We start from the raw sequence: 19,413 nt of genomic DNA, 5'->3' as shown, positions 1-19,413 counted from the left end.
GAAGGAGGAGAGCCCATGATTGCCACGATCCTGCTGATCACCCTGATGGCCGTAGCGGTGGCCGCCACGGAGCTCATCATGCGTTGCTCCTCGCAGGTTAAAGAGAGTGTCGAGCCGCCGACCGAGATCGTCGGGGACTAGTCTCAGGCGCATGTCCCTGCTTCTCTGGCTGCACATCGGCTTCGCCATCTTCACGATCGGCCCGCTGACCGCCGCGACGATGGCGGCTCCGCGGGCCATCCGCAACAACAACGTGCCCGTCCTGCGGAACATCCAGCGCACCACGAGGATCTACAGCCTGGCCAGCCTGGGTGTGCTGGTGTTCGGCGTGGCCCTGGGCATCGTCGTCGGGCACGGCGTGCTCGGCCTGTGGTACATGACGGCGTCGATGACGCTGTTCATCGTGGCGATCGTGTTGCTGGTCATCATCGACCGCGACCTGCGCACCGCCCTCCGCGCGCTCGAAAGCGAGAACGCGGAGGACGACGCGAAGGTGCAGACCGGACGGGTCGCGGCGATCAGCGGCCTGCTGGCCGTGATCTGGCTGGTGATCCTCTTCCTGATGGTCGTCCCGACGCCTTAGCCGAGGGCCTGGGTGAGGTCGGCGAGCAGGTCGTCGACCGTCTCGATGCCGACCGACAGGCGCACCAGGTCGCTCGGCACCTCCAGGGGCGAGCCCGCCGCGGAGGCGTGCGTCATGCGGCCCGGGTGCTCGATGAGCGACTCGACGCCGCCCAGCGACTCGCCGAGCGTGAACAGCTTGGCCCGGTTGCACACCTCCACGGCCTCGGCCTCGCCGCCCGCCACGCGGAAGGACACCATGCCGCCGAAGCGCCGCATCTGCTTGGCCGCGACCTCGTGGCCGGAGTGCTCGGCCAGGCCCGGGTAGAGCACCTGGGTCACGCGCGGGTGCGCGAGCAGCAGGTCGACGACGCGTTCGGCGTTGTCGCAGTGGCGGTCCATGCGCACGCCGAGGGTCTTGAGCCCGCGCAGCGTCAGCCAGGCGTCGAACGGGCCGGCCACCGCGCCCATCGCGTTCTGGTGGTAGGTCAGCTCGTCGCCGAGGCCCTTGTCCCGCGCGATCAGCGCGCCGCCGACCACGTCGGAGTGGCCGCCGATGTACTTGGTGGTGGAGTGGACGACCACGTCGGCCCCGAGCGCCAGGGGCTGCTGCAGGTACGGCGAGGCGAAGGTGTTGTCCACGACCAGCAGCGCGCCGTTCTCGTGGGCCAGCTGCGCCAGGGCGGCGATGTCGGCGATGCCGAGCAGCGGGTTGGTGGGCGTCTCGACCCACACGATCTTCGTCTTCTGCGTCATGGCCGACGCCACCGCGTCGAGGTCGTGCAGCGGGACCGGGTCGTAGTGCAGGCCCCAGCGCTCGTGCACCTTGGCGAACAGCCGGTACGTGCCCCCGTACGCGTCGTTGGGGATGATCACGTGATCCTGCGGCCGGCACACCGTGCGCAGCAGGGTGTCCTCGGCGGCCAGGCCCGAGGCGAACGCCAGCCCGCGCGCGCCGCCCTCCACGGCGGCCAGCGCCTCTTCCAGCGCCGTCCTCGTGGGGTTGGCGGAGCGGCTGTACTCATATCCCGAACGCAGGCCGCCCACGCCGTCCTGCTTGTAGGTGGACGTGGCGTAGATCGGCGGCACGACCGCGCCGGTCAGCGGGTCGGGCTCCTGACCTGCGTGGATCGCCAGGGTCTCAAAACCGTTGGTCATAGGCCCCACGTTAACGGAAAGCGGCCCGCGATCCGTTCCCCAGCGGATCGCGGGCCGGTGGCGGGGCCCCGTCCCCCGACGGCGCCCGCCCGGACCCGCGCGGCCATGCCCGCGCGGGCCACGTTCTCGAAGGCTCAGGCCGCCCGGGGCTCGCGGGCCGTCGCGGCCGTCGCGGCCGGGGCGCTGAGCCGGACGACCTCCACGTCGATGTGGCGGCCGCTGGCGCCCTCCGCTTCCTCACCGTTGATGCGCGAGAGCAGCACGGGGTCGGCCAGCGCGAGCAGCGCCATGACGACCAGTCCCAACCCCAGCAGAACGAACCCGATGACAACCATGTCCTGTCCCCCTTCCGACGTGTTCCAGCATCGCCGAGGGGCCGTCGCCGCCGCCTCCGCTGAAGGGCTGGTCCGGCGGCGACCGGGTCGGCCGATCGGTTGATACGAGTTGTCCGACTTCCGGCCTACTCTCGTGACGTGGGGGATTCGAAAGGCATCGCGTACTGGGTCCGGCGGCTGAGCGAGATCGCGATGCTCGGCTGGCTCGGCATGATGCTGATGCTCGACCTGGCCATCGCCGTCAGCACCGGGGGGCTGCAGTGGCTCGTGCCGTTCTGCGGCGCGGCCGGGATCGCGGCGGTCGTCCTGCGCCGCCGCCACCGGCTTGAGGGCTTCTGCGCGCTGCTGGGGCTGTCCTTCGCGGTGTCGGTGGTCATCGGGTCGGTCCACGCGCTGGGCGCGCCCGGCCTGGCCGAGACGGGGTCGCTGCTGATCCTCCTCATCGGCGTGCTGCGGCACGTGGAGCCGGTACGGCGGGCGGCCGTGCTGTCGCTCGTGGGGCTGGGCGTGCTGATGGCCGAGTCGGCCAGGCGCGACTACCCCACGGCGGGGCTGGCGTTCGCGTTCCTGCTGTTCGCGGGGTGGTCGATGGCCGCGGGCATCGGCGGCTACCTGCGGTTCCAGCAGGAGCGCCGGACCGAGGCGGTGCACTCCGTACGCCGGGCCGAACGCCTCGAACTGGCCAGGGAGCTGCACGACCTGGTCGCCCACCACATCACCGGCATCGTCGTCCAGGCCCAGGCCGCGCGTACGGTCGCCGAGCACAAGCCCGAGGCCGTGCTGCCCGCGCTCGACGCGATCGCCTCGGCCGGGTCGGAGGCGCTGACCTCGATGCGGCGCATGGTCACCGTCCTGCGCACCGAGGACGAGGCCGACCGCAGGCCCGGCACGACGCTGGCCGACCTGCGGCTGCTGACCGAGCGGTTCTCGGTCGAAGGGCCGAAGGTGGCCTTCGAGATCGGGTCGGGCATCGACGACCGGACGCTGCCGCCCGAGGTGATGACGACGCTGCACCGGGTCCTGCTGGAGTCGCTCACCAACGTGCGCAAGCACGCCACCCGGGCCGCGTGGGTGGAGGCCGACCTGCGGCGGTACGAGCGGGTGGTCGTGCTGCGGGTGCGGAACTTCGGCTCGGTCGCGTCAGACCCGCGGGTGTCCCGGCTGGGCGGCGGGTTCGGGCTGGTCGGCATGGCCGAGCGGGTGGAGGCTCTGGGCGGCAGGCTCTACGCGGGCCCGTCCCCCGAGGGCCCCTGGGAAGTGATCGCCGAGTTCCCGCTCCCCTGACCCGCCCGACCGGCCGACCGCGACCTCGCCGGAGTCCCGCTCCCCCGCCGCGAAGGATCCGGCGAACTCCGGCTCGCCCATTGCGGCGCGCAGGCGGGCGGTGATCCGGTCCACGTCATGGCGTTCGCCGGCGGGAAGGGGCGCGCCGGCGGCCCGCCGGAGCGCCGCGGCCCGTCCCAGCTTCCGCGCCGCCTCCGCCAGGTGCTCGCGGCCCGCGATCGACAGCGCGCCCGCCAGCCCCTCCAGGGCCAGCGCCACGGCCCGCGGGTCGCCCGTCGCGCGGGCGTTCGCGTACCCCTCGCGCTGGCGGGCCAGCGCCGTCCCGGCGTCGCCGCGCTGCTCTGCCACGAACCCCCACTCGGCCATCACGAACGCCGTCCCGGGCATCCCCCCCACCTGCCGCAGCCAGTCGAGCGCGGACAGCAGGTACGACTCCGCCTCCTCGTACCGCCCCTGCCTGCGGGCGCTCATGGCCAGGCCGAGCAGCGCGTTCTCCTCCGCCGACCGGTACGACTGCGCCGCCGCCAGCCGCCTGGCCCGCCCGTGGTAGTCGTCGGACCGCTCGTAGTCGCCCGCGAGCAGCGCGAGCCGGCCGAGCGCGGCCAGCTTGAACGACACGTCGAACCCCAGCCTCTCGGCCAGCCGCAGCGCCTCGTGCCGCAGCCGGGCCGCCCGCTCGTAGTCGCCGCGGATCTCGGCCAGCCGGTCGAGGACGTCCATGGCCTCGACCTGCCCCCATTCGTCCCCCAGCTCGCGGAAGAGGGCCAGGCCGCGCTCGCCGTCGCGTTCCATCGCCGCGAGGTCGCCGCGGCCCACCGCGAGCTTGGCCCGCAGGCACAGCGCCGCCGCCACCCCCCACCGGTCCCCCAGCTCCTCGTACGCCGCCAGCGCCCGCCCCACCGCGTCCCGGTGCGCCGCGAGGTCGCCGTACGCCCACCGGGCGAAGCTGAGGAACCAGTCGGCCAGCGCGGACCCCGCACGGTCGAGCGCGTCCCGGCGTACCGGCGGGGTGGGCTCGCCGAGCAGCAGCCCGACCCCGGCAACCCACGCCGAGGCCAGGGCGGCGGCCGCGCTGTCCTCGCCGGCCGCCGCCAGAGCCGCCTCGATCGACCTGCGGGCCTCGCGCAGCCTGCCGCGCAGGATCCAGTACCAGGCGAGCGCGTTGGCCAGGCGCAGGGGCTCCGGCCCTGACAGGGCCAGCCGCAGGTTGGCGCTCTCGGCGTCCAGCCGGTCCAGCCATTCGTGCTGACGCGGGCCGCGCAGCTCGGCGCGGGCGGCCAGGTCGGTGTAGTAGCGGGCGTGCCGCTCCCGCAGCAGGTCGTGCTCACCGGCCTCGCGCAGCCGTTCGAGGCAGTAGGCGGTCACCGACTCCAGCAGCCGGTAGCGGGGTCCCAGGGGGCCGGGCGCCACGGCGACCAGCGACCGGTCCACGAGCCTGGCCAGCACGTCGAGCACGTCCACGCCGGGCTCGGCGCAGACCGCCTCGGCGGCCTCCAGGGTGCAGCCGTCGGCGTGCGCGGCCAGCCGCCGCAGCACCGCGCGTTCCTCGTCCGACAGCAGCTCCCAGCTCCAGTCGATGGTGGCCCGCAGCGTGCGCTGCCGGGCCGGGGCGTCCCGCATCCCGGCGCTGAGCAGCCTGAACCGGTCGTCCAGGCGGGCGGCCAGCTCCTGTACGCCGAGCGCGCGCACCCGCGTCGCCGCCAGCTCCAGGGCCAGCGGGATGCCGTCGAGCCGCCGGCAGATGACGGCCACGGTGGGGCCGGGCTCGACGTCCGCGCGGGCCGCGAAGAGCCGTACGGCGTCGGCCTCGGCCAGCGGGTGGACGACCCGGACCCGTTCCCCGGACACCCCCAGCGGCTCCTGGCTGGTGGCCAGCACGCGCAGGCCGGGCGCGGCCCGCAGCAGCGCCGAGACGAGCCCGGCGACCTGCTCGACCAGGTGCTCGCAGTTGTCCAGGACCAGCAGCGCGCTCCGGCCCGCCAGCACCCCGGCCAGCCTGGACGCCAGCGGCACGGAGTCGTCGTCGCGCACGCCCAGCACGGCCGCCACCGCCTCGGCCACGTCGGCGCCCCCGGCCCCGGCCAGCTCCACCAGCCACACCCCGTCGGCGAATCCGCCCCGCCGCGGCTCGGCGGAGCCCTCGGGGAAGGCCAGGCTGCGGGCGGCGGCGAGGGCGAGACGGGTCTTGCCCACGCCGCCCGGCCCGGTCAGGGTCACCAGCCGCGAGTCCGCCAGCAGGGCGGCCACCTCGGCGAGCTCGGCGTCCCTGCCGACCAGCGGGGTGAGCGGCGCGGGCAGGTTGGTGAGCGGCCCCGGGTCGGCGGCCGGCGGCGGGGCGGCCAGCGAGGAGTCGTGGCGCAGGATGGCCCGGTGCAGCGCGGCCAGCTCGGGCGAGGGGTCGAGCCCCAGCTCCTCGGCCAGCCTGACGCGCAGCTCCTCGTAGCCGGCCAGCGCCTCGCTCTGCCGGCCGCCCCGGTACAGGGCCTTCATGTGCGAGGCGCGCAGCCGTTCGCGCAGGGGGTGCCGGGCGACCAGGTCGGCGAGGTCGACGTCGTGGCCGAGCGCGAGGCGCACCTCGGCCTGCTCCTCCAGGGCCGACAGGCGCAGCTCGGTCAGCAGGGTGATCTCGGGACGGGCGAACCCTTCGTCGGCGAAGTCGGCGTAGGCCGCGCCCCGCCACAGGGCGAGCGCCTGGTCGAGTTCGCGGGCGCGCTCACGCGGGGCGGCGCCGCGGCGGCCCACGAGCGCGCGGAACCGGACGGCGTCGCAGTCGTGGGCGGCCAGCCGGTAGCCGGCCGGGCCGTGGACGACCATGGCCGGGTCGCCGAGCGCGCGGCGGAGCTGGGAGACGCGGGCCTGGAGGGTGCCGAGCGGGTTGCGGCCGGGCCGGTCGCCCCACAGGTCGTCGATCAGCCGGTCGGCGGAGACCGGGCCGCCGCCGGCCGCCAGCAGGGCGGCGAGGAGCGCGCGGACCTTGGGCTCGGCGACGTGGATCTCCTCGCCGCCGTCCGTCCGGACGGCCAGCGGGCCGAGCACCCCGAATCGCACCATGCAGAGACTAACCCGTAGCCGGTCATAAGGATTTCCGTAGGGCGGTGCCGCAGGCTCCCTGTCATGACTCAGGTGACAGTTGCAGGACTCGGCCCGATGGGGTCGAAGATGGCCGAGACGTTCCTCGGCGCGGGTTTCGACGTGGCCGTGTGGAACCGTACGGCGAGCAAGACCGAACCGCTGGTCGAGCGGGGAGCCCGGCGCGCGGCCTCGGCCGCGGACGGCGATCTGCTGGTGTTCAGCCAGATCGGCTACCAGGCGATGTACGACAGCCTCGGCGAGGCCCGGCTCGACGGGAAGGTGCTGGTCAACCTCAGCTCGGGCACCCCGGAGGAGCTGCGCGCGGCGGCCCGCTGGGTGGCCGGACGCGGCGGCACGCTCATCACCGCCGGGATCATGGTCCCGCCCCCGGGCATCGGGCAGCCGGGGGCCTACTCCTTCTACAGCGGCCCCAAGGACGTGCTCGACCGGCACACGGCGACGCTCAGGGCCCTCGGCGACGTCGTCCACGTCGGCGCGGACGAGGGCCTGGCGATGATGTACTACCAGTCGCTGCTGCTGATCTTCTGGTCGAGCCTGACCAGCCAGATGCACGCCATGGCGATGCTGAGCACGGCCGGGGTCTCACCGCTGGAGTTCCTGCCGTACGTGCGGGAGACCTTCACCCAGCTCGGCGGCGACGGCGTGATGGGGTTCGCGAAGATCCTGGCCGAGGAGTTCGCCGCCGGGAGCTACCCCGGCGAGCTGAACTCGCTGCACATGCAGGCCGTGGGCCTCGGCCACGTCGTGCACGCGCTGGCCGAGGCCGGTGTGGAGACCACGGTGCCGAACGCGCTGAAGGAGCTGTTCGAGCGCGCCGACGCCGAGGGACGCGGGCACGAGGGCCTCGGCACCGTGATCGAATCGATAAGGAAACCCTGATCAGTGGTTGGCGAGGAAGGCGAGCAGGTCCTGCCGGGTGAGCAGCCCGGCGGGCTTGCCGTCCTCCAGGACGACGGCCGCGTCGGCCTTCTCCAGCGCCTCGACCGCGCGCGCGACGGGTTCACCGCTGCCGATCGTGGGTAGCGGCGCCGACATGTGGTCGGAGATCGGGTCGTCGGAGGCGAGCCTGCCGTGGTAGAGGGCCTCCAGGAGGTCGCGCTCGACGATGGAGCCGACCACTTCGGCCGCCATGACCGGTGGCTCCTCCTTCATGACCGGAAGCTGGGACACCGAGTACTCGCGCATGATCGAGATGGCCGTGCCGACCGACTCGTGCGGGTGGGCGTGCACGAACTCCGGCAGGCCCGGCCCCTTGCGCGCCAGCACGTCGCCGACCAGGCCCTCGTCCGAGCTGGTGGTCAGGAAGCCGTAGTCGGCCATCCAGTCGTCGTTGAAGATCTTCGACAGATAGCCGCGGCCGCCGTCGGGCAGCAGCACGACCACCACGTCGTCGGGGCCCGCCTTGGCCGCGACCTGCAGCGCCGCCACCACGGCCATGCCGCACGAGCCGCCGACCAGCAGCCCCTCCTCGCGGGCCAGGCGGCGGGTCATGTTGAAGGAGTCCTTGTCGGACACCGCGATGATCTCGTCGCAGATCCCGGTGTCGTACGTGGCCGGCCAGATGTCCTCGCCCACGCCCTCCACCAGGTAGGGACGGCCGGAGCCGCCGGAGTACACCGAGCCCTCGGGGTCGGCCCCGATGATCTTCACCCGGCCGTCGGAGACCTCCCTGAGGTAGCGGCCGGTGCCGCTGATCGTGCCGCCGGTGCCGATGCCCGCCACGAAGTGCGTGATGCGGCCGTCGGTCTGCTCCCACAGCTCGGGGCCGGTCGAGTGGTAGTGGGAGTCGGGGTTGTTGACGTTGGAGTACTGGTCGGGCTTCCAGGCGTTGGGAATCTCGCGGGCCAGCCGGTCGGAGACCGAGTAGTAGGACTCCGGGTGGTCGGGCGAGACGGCGGTGGGGCAGACCACGACCTCGGCCCCGTACGCGCGCAGCACCGCGATCTTGTCCTGGGCCACCTTGTCGGGCACCACGAACAGGCACCGGTAGCCCTTCTGCTGGGCCACGATGGCCAGGCCCACTCCGGTGTTGCCGGACGTCGGCTCGACGATGACGCCGCCCGGCCGCAGCGCGCCCGAGGCCTCGGCGGCCTCGATCATGCGCAGCGCGATGCGGTCCTTGACCGAGCCGCCGGGATTGAAATATTCGACCTTGGCCAGCACCTGGGCGGAGATCCCCGCCGTGACCTTGTGCAGGCGGACGAGCGGAGTGTTCCCCATGAGATCGACCAGGGAATCGTAAACGCGCACCGAGGTGTTCACCTTCTTTGCCGAAGCTTGATCAGCTTGCCCGAGGCCGAGATCCAGTGGGGGTGGCAGGCCCTCGGCTAGTTTTCAAGCAAACGCTACCGCCGAGTTCGACCGGGAGGACACTACGTGGTCTGGGCAGCAGGCATGGCACGCGCGGCCAGGCGGATCGCGATGGCGGCGGCGCTCGGAGGTGGCGGGCTCACGGCTCTGGGAGCCACGGCGTACGGCCTGCTGATCGCCGAGGGACTGCTCGCGCGCAAGGCCATCGGCCGCCCCCACGGTCTGGACGGACCGCCCTCCGACGGCGTCTACGGCGATTTCCGCGGCAAGCCCCTCAAGATGGCCATGCTCGGCGATTCCACCTCGGTGGGCCTCGGCATGACCGACCCCAGCCATACCCCCGCCGTCCTGCTGGCCAACGGCGTGGCGGCGGTGGCCGAGCGGCCGGTGCACCTGCTCGTGGCGGGCAAGTCGGGCGCCCCCTCCGCCGAGCTGCCCGAGCAGGTGGACGCCGCCCTCGCCATGCGCCCGGACGTGGCGGTCATCTTCGTGGGGGCCAACGACATCATCACCCAGACGCCGCCCGCCGTGGCGGTGCGCCATCTGGCCAAGGCGGTGCGGCGGCTGCGCGACGCGGGCGTCGAGGTGGTCGTCGGCACCTGCCCCGACCTCGGCACGGTGCGGCCGATCGCCCAGCCGCTGCGCTGGGTGACCCGGCGGTGGAGCCGTCAGCTCGCGGCGGCCCAGACCGTCGCCGTGGTGGACGCGGGCGGCCGCACGGTGGCGTTCGCCGACGTCCTCGGACCGGAATTCGATACAAATCCGACAGAAATGTTCGGACCGGATCGTTTCCATCCATCTGACCGAGGTTACGCGCAGGCCGCTTACGCGGTGCTACCGTCGGTGTGCGCTGCGTTGGGGCTGTGGCCTGAGCCGCGGCCCGCGCGGGGCGAAGGACTGCAACCGATCTACCTTGCGGCGGCAACGGCCGCGGAGGAGTCCGGCACCGAGGTCACCGCGACCCGGGTCGACGGGCGGGCCACGGGGCTCCACGGCAAGTGGGCCACGCTGTTCCGCCGGCGGCTCGGCGAGACGCCTACCGACGCGTGAGCGCGCCAGGCGGGCGGCTCGACGATCCCACCGACGCGTGATCGTGCGCGCCGGGGGGTCGGCGACGCCTGATCCGGTCACCCTCCGAGCCTGAGCCGTCACTCCTCGTCCTCTTTTGGAGTGAATTGCCTGTGCTCCGGCCCCTCATGAAACCTTCCCTGGCCCTCGCGGGGACCCTCGCCCTGACCGCCTGCTCCGGCAGCGACGCCGCCACGGCGAACTTCCCCTCCTGGCAGAACACCCAGGTCAACGCGGTCAGCCGGATCGTGTCCGCGGCCGGTGTGGTCACCACCACCTCCATGAAGCCCGACGGCACGCTGGAGACCGTGGCGCTCGGCCTCGAAGACGGCCGGCGCCTGTGGGCGTACCCGGCCACCATGGCGGGCCGCCTGCCCGGCATGGGCGTCTCCGCCCCCGCGGTCGTGGAGACGGCCAAGGGCCAGGGGGTGGTCGTGGCCCTCGATCCGGCGAAGAAGGGCCGCTGGAACGCCACCCTCATCGCCCGCGACGCCCGCTCCGGGGCGCAGAAGTGGGCCAGGCCCATGCACTCCACGTTCGGGCCGCAGCGCTGCGGCCCCTACCTGTGCGTGTCGGAGCACACCGCCCTGACCCACGCCCGGATGGTCGTGCTCGACCCGGCGACCGGCCGGGTGATGTGGCGGCTGCCCGGCATCTCCGAGGTCGAATGGTCCGATCCGGCCCGGGTCCTGCTGCTGCGGATGGCCGCCAACCCCATGATCGAGTCCTACGACGTCAAGACCGGCAAGCTGCAGTGGCAGCAGCCGATCGAGCAGGCGCTCGGGCCCGGCATCGACCTGTCGGGCGGGTGGGCGTTCGGCTCGACCGGCGACAACCTGGTCGGCTACGTCGCCCCCTACACCAACCCCCAGACGAAGAAGGTCTCCACCTTCGGGCTGTTCTCCATCAGGATCAGCGACGGCACGGTCAACTGGATGCGGCCCTCGGTCGTGCGCGTCTATCCCAGCGGCAGCCCCGGCTACGCGCCCGTCGTCCGCCCGGTCGACCGCCAGGGCGCCTACGGCGGTTTCGCCAGGCTCGACTCCGAGACCGGCCGGGTGGTCGGCCAGATCACCGCCTCCGACGTCCCCGGCTCGGGCTGGTGGCTGGCCTTCCCCGACCGCATGGACAAACTGGGCTTCCTCAAGCACGACGCCAAGGGCAGCGCCTTCGACCTGGTCTCGGGCAAGCCCGCGCAGGTGGGCGAGGAGCGGGGCTGGTCCTTCTGCGTCACCGACCCCAAGCCGCTGCCGCTGCGCGGCCAGGCCCCCGGCTTCTACTCCACGGCCGCCGTCTGCGAGTACGACCTGGGCACCGGCACCCGCGTCTCCCCCATGAACGCCCCGCCGCCCTGGTTCACCGGCAGCCAGGACGGCTGGCGCCTGTGGCGCGACGAGAAGGGCGCCGTGCACGCCGTCAACGACCACACCGCCACCGCCCCCGGCATGTACGGCTGACGCGGGGCCCCGGGGTGCTTGCGAGGAGGACTGGAATATAGTTCTAATATCACCGCCGGACACAAGGAGGGGCCATGCCCGAGGCAGTCATCGTCGCAACCGCGCGTTCCCCGATCGGACGAGCCTTCAAGGGGTCGCTCAAGGACATCCGTCCCGACGATCTGACCGTACAGATGATCCAGGCGGCGCTGGCCAAGGTGCCCCAGCTCGACCCGAACACGATCGACGACATCATGCTCGGCTGTGGCCTGCCGGGCGGTGAGCAGGGCTTCAACATGGCCCGGGTGGTGGCGGTGCTGCTCGGGCTCGACACCGTGCCGGGCACGACCGTCACGCGCTACTGCTCCTCCTCGCTGCAGACGACGCGGATGGCCTTCCACGCGATCAAGGCGGGCGAGGGCGACGTGTTCGTCTCGGCCGGCGTCGAGACCGTCTCGCGCTTCGCCAAGGGCAACTCCGACTCGCTGCCCGACACCCACAACCCGCTCTTCCTGGACGCGACGGCCCGCACCAAGCAGACGGCCGAGGGCGGCCGCACCTGGCACGACCCCCGCCAGGACGGCGCCGTCCCCGACATCTACATCGCCATGGGGCAGACCGCCGAGAACCTGGCCCAGCTCAAGGGCGTCAGCCGCCGCGAGCAGGACGAGTTCGGCGTGCGCTCCCAGAACCTGGCCGAGAAGGCGCTGGCCGACGGGTTCTGGCAGAAGGACATCACCCCCGTCACGCTCCCCGACGGCACCGTGGTCAGCAAGGACGACGGCCCCCGGGCCGGCACCACGTACGAGGGGGTGGCCGGACTCAAGCCGGTCTTCCGCCCCGACGGCACGGTCACCGCGGGCAACTGCTGCCCGCTCAACGACGGCGCGGCGGCCCTGGTCATCATGAGCGACGTCAAGGCGGCCGAGCTGGGCATCACGCCGCTGGCCCGGATCGTCAGCACCGGCGTCAGCGGGCTCTCGCCCGAGATCATGGGCCTCGGGCCGGTGGAGGCGTCCAAGCAGGCGCTGTCCCGGGCGGGCATGGCGATCGAGGACATCGACCTCGTGGAGATCAACGAGGCGTTCGCGGCGCAGGTGATCCCGTCGTACCAGGACCTCGGGATCGAGCTCGACCGGCTCAACGTCAACGGTGGCGCCATCGCCGTCGGGCACCCGTTCGGCATGACCGGGGCGCGCATCACCTCGACGCTGATCAACAGCCTGCGCCACCACGACAAGAGCCTCGGCCTCGAGACGATGTGCGTGGGCGGCGGCCAGGGCATGGCGATGGTGCTGGAGCGCCTGTCCTAGATCGTGCTCGGCGGCCCCGCGCCCGGCCTCCCCGGCCACGCGGGGCCGTTCGCGTCCCGGAGGTCAGCCCTGGCGGTCGGGGCCGGCCTGGAGCGGCGTGACGCGGACGATGACGCGCCGCTCGCTGACCATGGCCTCGCGGTAGGCGTCCCAGTCGGGGTGCTCGCCGGAGATGTCCCGGTAGTAGGCGACGAGTTGGTCCATCGCCTCCGGCAGGGAGACGATCTCGGCCGTGCCGTCGACCTGGAGCCACTCGCCGAAGAAGCCGTCGGCGAGCACGCAGAGCGAGACGCGGGGATCCCGGCGGATGTTGTGCACCTTCATCGCCGTCTCGCGGGTGCTGATGACGATGTGCCCGCCGGCCACGCCCGCCAGCACCGGCGACATCTGCGGGTGCCCTCCGCGACGGCTGGTGAGCAGGACTGCGTGGTGGTGGGTCTCGATGAAGCCGAGCGCCTTGTCCAGATCCATGTGTTCATGATGCCGCGCCCGTACTCGGAGCACGGGCGCGGGGATGGGGAAGGGCTCTACATCAAGCCCATTCGGGTACGGCGGTGCCGCTCGTGCTCCAGCACGATCGCGGCGGCGTAGCCGTGGGTCAGCCCGTGCTCGTCGGCGAGCCAGTTGGCCCGCTCGTCGCACCTCAGGAAGGATGGGCCGTTGTCGATGGCTTGGAACCACTCGGGGAGTTCGCGTCCCGTTATCGTGGGGACCCTTGCGATGAGCTTCGTCTGCGTCTCCGGTGAGTGGTTCAAGGACATGGGCACCTCCGCGGATTAAGGTCCTTTGCTCGACACTGCAACACCGCGCTGCGAATGGCAACCCCCCGGCCAGGCATCATTCTGTGACGGCAGGTAGATTTCCGGTCGCACAAAGAGAGGGCCCCGCCGGTTACGGCGAGGCCCCCAGGAGATGAACGATCAGTCGTCGCCGGTGAAATAGCTGATGAGGCGGAGCACCTCAAGGTAGATCCAGACCAGGCTCAGCATGAGGCCGAACGCGCACTGCCAGGCGAACTTGTCCGGAACGCCCTGGCGCACGCCCTGCTCGATCGAGTCGAAGTCGAGGAGCAGGAAGAAGCAGCCGATCAGGATCATGACGATGCTGAAGACGTAGCCGAGCGGGCTGTCGGTGCGCAGGCCGAGCCCGACGCCGTTGAAGATGCCGACCAGCAGGTTGACCAGCACCAGCCCGACCACCGCGATGGCGGCCGCCATGCCGTACCTGACCAGCTTGGGGGTGACGCGGACGACCCGCAGCGAGTAGACGGTCAGCACCGCGCCGAAGGCGAAGGCCGTGCCGAGCACCGCCTGGAAGACGATGCCGCTGATGGCGCCCTCGAACAGCTGGCTGATCTTGCCGAGGAAGACGCCCTCGAACACCGCGTAGCCCAGGATGAGCGCCGGGTTGGTGCTCTGGGTGAACGAGGCGATCAGGCCGAGGATGAGGGCCACGACGGCGGCGCCGACGGCCACCATCGGGGGGACGTTGAGCACCCACGTCGCGGCGGCGGCCACGACGAGCGCGCCGAGGGTGAGGAAGCCCCGGACGACGACGTCGTCGAGGGTCATCGCCCGGTAGGCGGGCGGGGCCGGGGGTGCGTACGACGGGGCGTCGTACATGTTCCGCAGGGTGTCGGGTGACGGGGCCGGGCCGGCCCAACCCGCGCGCTGCTGGCGCGCCCTGCCGAAAACGGGGTTCTTGCTCTCCATCGCTGCCTCCTGTGGCGCCGAGCCTACGGGGCCTGGCGGCACCTAGGTCAACTCACGCTCAGATCGAAGTTCGTCGGGGGGACTTCGGCAGCGAGGACAACGAACGTGACCTCGCACGAGTTCCCGAGGCCGGGACGGCCGTCCTGGGCCGGCGGCCGGGCGGCGAGTAACTGCGTCGCAACCAATGGAAACCGGGTTCTGTTGGGTTTCGTGATGAAAACGGAATCTTCCGGATGCCTCACCACACCGGGTCTTCCCGGCAAACGCCTGGAAGCATTGTGTGACGGGTTGACAGCAGTAGTGAACCACCGGATGCGACAAGACGCTTCACTCGGAGAAAACCCCAGGTCGGGGACACTTAAGAATGGTGCCCCCGGCGGGATTCGAACCCGCACTACAACCCTTTTAAGGGGTTTGCCTCTGCCATTGGGCTACGGGGGCGCCGCAATCATACGAAACGGACCATGCTTCCGAGGAGCACAACTTCGCATCAGGCGTCACAACTGTGAAGTCTGCGGTGAAGTGATAGCGCCCCTGGCACTCTGTCCAAGAAGAGTAGACCGTCCAGATGGTCCAGTTGGTGCTGAATGCAGCGGGCCTCGAAGGCGTCCGCCTCGATGACGACCGGCTCCCCTGTGCCCGGCAAATGCCCATGTACGGTGATACGCGTCGCCCGGCGCACGTCGGCCATGAGCCCCGCGATGGACGCGCATCCCTCGCGCCCGCCGTCCCAGTGGGAGGCGCTCGTGAGGCGAGGGTTGACCAGGACGAGCTCCCCGGCCCACGACCGGGCCCGAGGGTGGGCCCAGGCGTTGAAGGCGATCAGCCGCCACCTCAGGCCGATCTGCGGGGCGGCCAGCCCCGTCATGGCCGTCTCGCCGCGCAGGGTGGCGAGCAGGTCGGCCGCGGCCCGCACGGTCTCGGGGGCCGCCGGATCGACCGGCTCGGCCCTGGCCGACAGCGCCGGGTGCGGCGCGCCGAGCACCTGGCGCGGGGTGCCTCTGGCGCCCGTCACAGCAGGTCCGGCTCGACGGGGCGGAAGGTGATCTCCGAGTCGAGCCCGGCCCCGACCGCCGCCAGCCGGCGCATGAGGGCGGCGACGTCGACGTCCTTGGGCAGCTCGACGTCGGCGATGAGCACGTAGAGGCGGCCGGTGAGCCGGGTGCTCATGCCGGTGATGTTGCCGCCGTCGGCGGCCAGCACGGCGCTGACGGCCGAGATGATGCCCGGCCGGTCGGGGCCGTGCACGGTCAGGACGTAGCCGAGGCCGCCGCCGTCGTCGCAGAAGTGCCGCCGCGCCTCGATCGCCGAGGCGGAGACCACCAGCTCGGGCGCGCCGAGCCGCTTGGTCAGCTCGGCGGAGTCGAGCTCGCCGGAGACCAGCAGCATCATCGCCACGTACCCGCCGAGCAGCGTCATGGTCGAGTCCTGGATGTTCGCGCCGCAGTCGGCCAGCGAACCGGTGACGGCGGCGATCACGCCGGGCCGGTCCACGCCGAGCACGGTCACCGCTGAGAGCCCCACCCCTGGTACCCCTTCCGCATTTCGTCCAGGGGTGCCGAAAACGCCCCGGCGATGCTCGCCGGGGCGCTGCCGTACCTGGGCTAGCGGCGGGTCGTCGCCACCGCGGCCCTGAACCCGTCGCGCGGATGCTCCATCTCACCCAGCGAGATGGTCTCTCGCTTGAAGAACAGGGCCAGGGTCCAGTCGACGACGACACGGACCTTGCGGTTCAGCGTCGGCACCCGCGACAGATGGTAGGTGCGGTGCATGAACCACGCAGGGAAACCGCGCAGCTTGACGCCATAGACATTGGCGACGCCCTGATGCAGGCCCAGTCCGGCGACCGATCCGACATACTTGTGGCGATAATCGACCAGTTGCTCGCCCCGCAGGTGCCGGACGATGTTGTCGGCCAGCACCTTGGCCTGGCGCACGGCGTGCTGGGCGTTGGGGGCGCAGTACTGGCCCGGGTTCGTCACGTCGGGCACCCCGGCCGCGTCGCCGGCGGCGAAGGCGTCGCGGGTGCCGGCGACGGTCAGGGCGGCGGTGGTCTTGATCCGGCCCCGCTCGTCCAGGGGCAGGTCGCTGTCGTTGACGACCGGGCTCGGCTTGACGCCCGCCGTCCACACCAGGGTCTCGGCGTCGAACTCGGTGCCGTCGCTGAGCACGACGTGGCCGCCCTCGCACGACTCCAGCCTGGTGTCCAGCTTGACCTCGATGCCGCGTTCGCGCAGCTGCTCCAGCGTCCACTTGCCCATCTCGGGGCCGACCTCGGGCAGCACCCGGTTCGTGGCCTCCACGAGGACCCAGCGCAGGTCGGCCGGGGTGATGTTGCGGTAGTAGCGGGTGGAGTCCTTGGCCATGTCCTCCAGCTCGGCCAGCGCCTCCACGCCCGCGAAGCCGGCCCCGACCACCACGAACGTCAGCGCCCTGCGCCGCACCTCGGGATCGACGGTCGACTCGGCCACGTCGAGCAGGTGCAGCACGCGGTTGCGCAGCGCGATGGCCTCGCCGACGGTCTTGAACCCGATGCCGATGTCGGTCAGCCCGGGGATCGGCAGCGTACGCGAGATCGACCCGGCGGCCATCACGATCACGTCGTAGGCCACCTGGCGCGGCTCGCCCTCGGCGGGCTGGAAGGTGACGACGCGCTCGGCGTGGTCGACCTTGGTGACCGTGCCGTTGAGGATGCGTACCTTGGGGAGGATCCGGCGCAGCGGGGCCACCATGTGCCTGGGCGAGAGGTTGCCCGCCGCCGCCTCCGGCAGGAACGGCTGGTAGGTCATGTAGGACTGGGGATCGATGATCGTGATGCGCGCCTCGCCGCCGCGCAGCTCGCGGTGGAGCTTGCGCTGCAGCCTGAGCGCGGTGTACAGGCCGACGTAACCGCCGCCGACGATCAAGATGTGCTTGTTCATCCTGAGGCCCCATCCCTCGTGGAATGCTTGTGAAAGCATTCACAAGCTTACGTCGGCGCCTTCCGGAGAGTCCAACCCGGGGATGGTGGGACGCGTCACACCGCCAGTGACCTGGCCCGGAGGAAGACGTCGTCCAGCATCTGGGCGGTGACGCGGCCGGTGAAGGTGTTCTGCTGGCTGGGGTGGTAGCAGCCGATCAGGGTGACGGGTGCGGCGTCGTGCCGGACCTCGACCTCGACGCCGTGGCCGAACCGGGGGCGGGTGCGCGGCAGCTCGTAGCCGGCGTCCTTGAGCGCGGGCCACATGGCCTGCCAGGCGAACCCGCCGAGCGCCACCACCGCCCGTACGCTCTCCGCCACCATCGCCACCTCGCGCGCCATCCACGGGAAGCAGGCGGCCTTCTCCTCCGGCGTGGGCTTGTTGGCCGGAGGCGCGCAGCGCACCGACGCCAGCACCCTGGTGTCGATGAGCTCCTGGCCGTCGCCGGCGTACGTGCTGGTCTCCTTGGCCGCCAGGCCGCAGCGGTGGAGCGAGGCGAACAGCCAGTCGCCGCTGCGGTCGCCGGTGAAGATGCGACCCGTCCTGTTGCCCCCGTGGGCCGCCGGGGCCAGGCCGACCAGCAGCACCTTCGGCCGCTCGGCCCCCCACCCGGGCACGGGACGGCCCCAGTACGTCTCGTCCGCGAACGCGCGCCGCCGCACGCGCGCCACTTCCTCGCGCCACTCCACCAGACGCGGGCAGGCGCGGCAGACGGACTGCGCGGCCGTGAGCTCCGCGAGGGTGCCGGTGGTGGAGGCGAGGCGGCGCACGTCCGCGGGGTCATGGGCCACCGGGGTGTCAGGGGTGGCGGGATCGCCGGGCCAGCCGGTGCCGGGTGGTACGAAGCTCATGACACCGATGGTGCCCGATCACCTCGTCCTCTCGGGCACGGGCGTGGCGGTCGGCGTGGGCGTCGCCGAGGGGGCGAGGGGCGCCGTGGAGGCCGTCGGGCACGCGGCGGGCGTGGCCGTGGGCATGCCGTTGTCGGCCATCATCTCCTGCTGCTGGACCAGCGGCAGCGGGTAGCGGTTGAGCACCGGCTCGCCGCAGGACCGGTCGACCATGTACCCGTGGTCCTCGGGGCTGACCGTGATCGGCTTGCCGTCCTGGTCGTAGAGGTAGACGTCGGTCAGCGGGCTGCCGTCCTTGGCGTACGGCTTGATGTTGTAGACGTCGAGGCCGCCGCCGACCAGCATCACGTCGGCCGGCGCCGCCATCGCGACCGGCTGGTCGTCCCGGTCGGAGACCGTCGCCATGCCGGCGAGCAGCGCCAGCCCCGCCAGCACGTTGACGCCGGTGGCCAGCAGCGCGGCGAAACGCCCCCCGCGGGCCCGGCCGAACCACACCGAGACCCACACCGCCACCGCCACGAGCGCCCACTCCGCCAGGTTCCCCGGCACGACGCCGCCGCCCGCCGTGATCGCCAGCAGCAGCATGGCCAGCAGGTAGCCGCGCAGCACCCACCAGCCGGGCCGCAGCTCGGGCAGGAAGGCCACGAAGCTCCGGTACGGCTTGTGCCGCAGCAGCCCGGCATGCGCCCGCGCCGCCCACGCGCGCGGCCGCGGACGACGGCTCCGCCCGCTCTGGGGACGCCCTCCGTAGGCGGCCACCAGCTCCTCCGCGTACGCGGCGGGCGGCCCGAGCCGATCCTCCAGCGGCAGGTCGGACTCGGCCGCGATCTCGGCCAGATGGTCGTCGAGGTCCTCGATCAGCTCCTCGCGGTCGGGGTGACCGGCCAGGGCGTCGCGGACGGCCTGCGCGTACTGTTCCGGCGTGGTCATGCGTGGCCCTCCTTGAGCAGGGAATCCATGGTGGCCGCGAACGACGCCCACCGCTTGGCGGAGGTGGCGTACAGGGTGCGGCCGACCTCGTTGAGCCCGTAGTACTTGCGGTGGGGTCCCTCGTCGGAGGCCACGACGTAGGAGTTGAGCGCGCCGGCCTTGAACAGGCGGCGCAGCGTGCCGTAGACGGAGGCGTCGCCCACCTCTTCCAGGCCCGCCTCCCTGAGCCGGCGCACGACGTCGTAGCCGTAGCCGTCGCGCTCGGCGAGCACGGCCAGCACGGCCAGGTCGAGCACGCCCTTGAGCAACTGGCTGCTATCCACGCGAAGCAGAGTACTGTGCAAAGCACAGTAGTGGCAACAAGAGAACCGGGCGGCTCCCGGAAGGGTGCCGCCCGGTCAC

19 protein-coding genes, 1 tRNA gene and 1 pseudogene are annotated in these 19,413 nt (G+C 72.0%); 7 read left to right on the top strand and 14 right to left on the bottom strand.

Annotated features, from left to right (window positions below):
* The first annotated feature begins 15 nt into the window (after positions 1-15).
* Positions 16-141 (top strand): hypothetical protein, encoded by a 126-nt coding sequence (locus AB0J46_RS30800; RefSeq protein ID WP_352326121.1) that lies wholly within the window; start codon positions 16-18, stop codon positions 139-141.
* A 10-nt stretch (positions 142-151) separates the two neighbouring features.
* Positions 152-583, top strand: a complete 432-nt coding sequence (locus AB0J46_RS30795; protein WP_364337728.1) for a DUF2269 family protein — start codon at positions 152-154, stop codon at positions 581-583.
* On the opposite strand, the gene AB0J46_RS30790 is transcribed toward AB0J46_RS30795, so the two are convergent.
* Both AB0J46_RS30790 and AB0J46_RS30785 read right to left on the bottom strand, forming a co-directional pair.
* Positions 580-1,719 (bottom strand): cystathionine gamma-synthase, encoded by a 1,140-nt coding sequence (locus AB0J46_RS30790; protein WP_364337727.1) that lies wholly within the window; start codon positions 1,717-1,719, stop codon positions 580-582. The two genes, AB0J46_RS30795 and AB0J46_RS30790, sit on opposite strands and share 4 nt — an antisense overlap.
* Positions 1,720-1,853: 134 nt before the next feature.
* Positions 1,854-2,054 (bottom strand): hypothetical protein, encoded by a 201-nt coding sequence (locus AB0J46_RS30785; RefSeq protein WP_364337726.1) that lies wholly within the window; start codon positions 2,052-2,054, stop codon positions 1,854-1,856.
* Between the two features lie 192 nt (positions 2,055-2,246).
* Here AB0J46_RS30785 and AB0J46_RS30780 point away from each other — a divergent pair.
* A pseudogene (locus AB0J46_RS30780) lies at positions 2,247-2,909 on the top strand (histidine kinase dimerization/phosphoacceptor domain-containing protein); the annotation flags it as partial.
* Between the two features lie 285 nt (positions 2,910-3,194).
* Here the strand turns inward: AB0J46_RS30780 and AB0J46_RS30775 are convergent.
* Positions 3,195-6,389, bottom strand: a complete 3,195-nt coding sequence (locus tag AB0J46_RS30775; protein WP_364337725.1) for a BTAD domain-containing putative transcriptional regulator — start codon at positions 6,387-6,389, stop codon at positions 3,195-3,197.
* Between the two features lie 72 nt (positions 6,390-6,461).
* Between AB0J46_RS30775 and AB0J46_RS30770 the strand changes: the two genes are divergently transcribed.
* Positions 6,462-7,310 carry an NAD(P)-binding domain-containing protein gene (locus AB0J46_RS30770; RefSeq protein ID WP_364337724.1) on the top strand — a complete coding sequence of 283 codons (849 nt, stop codon included), beginning with the start codon at positions 6,462-6,464 and terminating at the stop codon, positions 7,308-7,310.
* On the opposite strand, the gene AB0J46_RS30765 is transcribed toward AB0J46_RS30770, so the two are convergent.
* Positions 7,311-8,681 (bottom strand): cystathionine beta-synthase, encoded by a 1,371-nt coding sequence (locus AB0J46_RS30765; protein ID WP_352323551.1) that lies wholly within the window; start codon positions 8,679-8,681, stop codon positions 7,311-7,313.
* 126 nt (positions 8,682-8,807) lie between these two features.
* Here AB0J46_RS30765 and AB0J46_RS30760 point away from each other — a divergent pair, with 126 nt between their 5' ends.
* The 3 genes from AB0J46_RS30760 to AB0J46_RS30750 all read left to right on the top strand — a co-directional run bounded on the left by AB0J46_RS30760 (position 8,808) and on the right by AB0J46_RS30750 (position 12,558).
* Complete coding sequence (locus AB0J46_RS30760; protein ID WP_364337723.1) at positions 8,808-9,791, top strand: SGNH/GDSL hydrolase family protein; 984 nt, start codon at positions 8,808-8,810, stop codon at positions 9,789-9,791.
* 146 nt (positions 9,792-9,937) lie between these two features.
* Positions 9,938-11,266, top strand: a complete 1,329-nt coding sequence (locus AB0J46_RS30755) for a PQQ-binding-like beta-propeller repeat protein (RefSeq protein ID WP_364337722.1) — start codon at positions 9,938-9,940, stop codon at positions 11,264-11,266.
* A gap of 74 nt (positions 11,267-11,340) precedes the next feature.
* The gene (locus AB0J46_RS30750) at positions 11,341-12,558 is read left to right on the top strand and encodes an acetyl-CoA C-acetyltransferase (RefSeq protein WP_364337721.1); all 1,218 of its coding nucleotides are present in this window, start codon (positions 11,341-11,343) and stop codon (positions 12,556-12,558) included.
* A gap of 63 nt (positions 12,559-12,621) precedes the next feature.
* On the opposite strand, the gene AB0J46_RS30745 is transcribed toward AB0J46_RS30750, so the two are convergent.
* The 10 genes from AB0J46_RS30745 to AB0J46_RS30700 form a co-directional block, all read right to left on the bottom strand.
* A complete protein-coding gene (locus tag AB0J46_RS30745; protein WP_352352999.1) occupies positions 12,622-13,029 on the bottom strand; it encodes a PPOX class F420-dependent oxidoreductase in 408 nt (135 codons plus the stop codon).
* Positions 13,030-13,085: 56 nt separating this feature from the next.
* Entirely contained in the window at positions 13,086-13,319 is a 234-nt protein-coding gene (locus AB0J46_RS30740; RefSeq protein ID WP_352323556.1) for a DUF4287 domain-containing protein, read from the bottom strand.
* A gap of 159 nt (positions 13,320-13,478) precedes the next feature.
* Positions 13,479-14,270, bottom strand: a complete 792-nt coding sequence (locus AB0J46_RS30735; protein WP_364337720.1) for a Bax inhibitor-1/YccA family protein — start codon at positions 14,268-14,270, stop codon at positions 13,479-13,481.
* A gap of 365 nt (positions 14,271-14,635) precedes the next feature.
* Positions 14,636-14,711 (bottom strand) — tRNA-Leu (locus AB0J46_RS30730).
* Positions 14,712-14,760: 49 nt separating this feature from the next.
* The gene (locus AB0J46_RS30725) at positions 14,761-15,285 is read right to left on the bottom strand and encodes a peptide deformylase (RefSeq protein ID WP_358294502.1); all 525 of its coding nucleotides are present in this window, start codon (positions 15,283-15,285) and stop codon (positions 14,761-14,763) included.
* Positions 15,282-15,794 (bottom strand): ACT domain-containing protein, encoded by a 513-nt coding sequence (locus AB0J46_RS30720; protein ID WP_364337718.1) that lies wholly within the window; start codon positions 15,792-15,794, stop codon positions 15,282-15,284. The genes AB0J46_RS30725 and AB0J46_RS30720 overlap by 4 nt, the downstream gene beginning before the upstream one ends.
* Before the next feature lie 80 nt (positions 15,795-15,874).
* The gene (locus AB0J46_RS30715) at positions 15,875-17,191 is read right to left on the bottom strand and encodes an NAD(P)/FAD-dependent oxidoreductase (RefSeq protein ID WP_364337717.1); all 1,317 of its coding nucleotides are present in this window, start codon (positions 17,189-17,191) and stop codon (positions 15,875-15,877) included.
* A gap of 95 nt (positions 17,192-17,286) precedes the next feature.
* Positions 17,287-18,081 (bottom strand): uracil-DNA glycosylase, encoded by a 795-nt coding sequence (locus AB0J46_RS30710; protein ID WP_364337716.1) that lies wholly within the window; start codon positions 18,079-18,081, stop codon positions 17,287-17,289.
* A gap of 18 nt (positions 18,082-18,099) precedes the next feature.
* Entirely contained in the window at positions 18,100-19,011 is a 912-nt protein-coding gene (locus AB0J46_RS30705) for a hypothetical protein (RefSeq protein WP_364337715.1), read from the bottom strand.
* Positions 19,008-19,334 (bottom strand): PadR family transcriptional regulator, encoded by a 327-nt coding sequence (locus tag AB0J46_RS30700; protein ID WP_352323564.1) that lies wholly within the window; start codon positions 19,332-19,334, stop codon positions 19,008-19,010. Before AB0J46_RS30700 ends, AB0J46_RS30705 begins: the two co-directional genes overlap by 4 nt.
* Between the last annotated feature and the right edge of the window lie 79 nt (positions 19,335-19,413).

Origin of the sequence: Nonomuraea sp. NPDC049758 (assembly GCF_040674635.1) — a bacterium.
Taxonomy (GTDB): domain Bacteria; phylum Actinomycetota; class Actinomycetes; order Streptosporangiales; family Streptosporangiaceae; genus Nonomuraea.
Note: the sequence above shows the minus strand (reverse complement) of the source record. Positions and strands in the feature narration are given on the sequence as shown.

Coding starts and splice junctions, on each gene's coding strand:
- AB0J46_RS30800 (WP_352326121.1), top strand. CDS start 16: ATGATTGCCACGATCCTGCTGATCACCCTGATGGCCGTAGCGGTGGCC.
- AB0J46_RS30795 (WP_364337728.1), top strand. CDS start 152: ATGTCCCTGCTTCTCTGGCTGCACATCGGCTTCGCCATCTTCACGATC.
- AB0J46_RS30790 (WP_364337727.1), bottom strand. CDS start 1,719: ATGACCAACGGTTTTGAGACCCTGGCGATCCACGCAGGTCAGGAGCCC.
- AB0J46_RS30785 (WP_364337726.1), bottom strand. CDS start 2,054: ATGGTTGTCATCGGGTTCGTTCTGCTGGGGTTGGGACTGGTCGTCATG.
- AB0J46_RS30775 (WP_364337725.1), bottom strand. CDS start 6,389: ATGGTGCGATTCGGGGTGCTCGGCCCGCTGGCCGTCCGGACGGACGGC.
- AB0J46_RS30755 (WP_364337722.1), top strand. CDS start 9,938: ATGAAACCTTCCCTGGCCCTCGCGGGGACCCTCGCCCTGACCGCCTGC.
- AB0J46_RS30750 (WP_364337721.1), top strand. CDS start 11,341: ATGCCCGAGGCAGTCATCGTCGCAACCGCGCGTTCCCCGATCGGACGA.
- AB0J46_RS30745 (WP_352352999.1), bottom strand. CDS start 13,029: ATGGATCTGGACAAGGCGCTCGGCTTCATCGAGACCCACCACCACGCA.
- AB0J46_RS30740 (WP_352323556.1), bottom strand. CDS start 13,319: ATGTCCTTGAACCACTCACCGGAGACGCAGACGAAGCTCATCGCAAGG.
- AB0J46_RS30735 (WP_364337720.1), bottom strand. CDS start 14,270: ATGGAGAGCAAGAACCCCGTTTTCGGCAGGGCGCGCCAGCAGCGCGCG.
- AB0J46_RS30715 (WP_364337717.1), bottom strand. CDS start 17,191: ATGAACAAGCACATCTTGATCGTCGGCGGCGGTTACGTCGGCCTGTAC.
- AB0J46_RS30710 (WP_364337716.1), bottom strand. CDS start 18,081: ATGAGCTTCGTACCACCCGGCACCGGCTGGCCCGGCGATCCCGCCACC.
- AB0J46_RS30705 (WP_364337715.1), bottom strand. CDS start 19,011: ATGACCACGCCGGAACAGTACGCGCAGGCCGTCCGCGACGCCCTGGCC.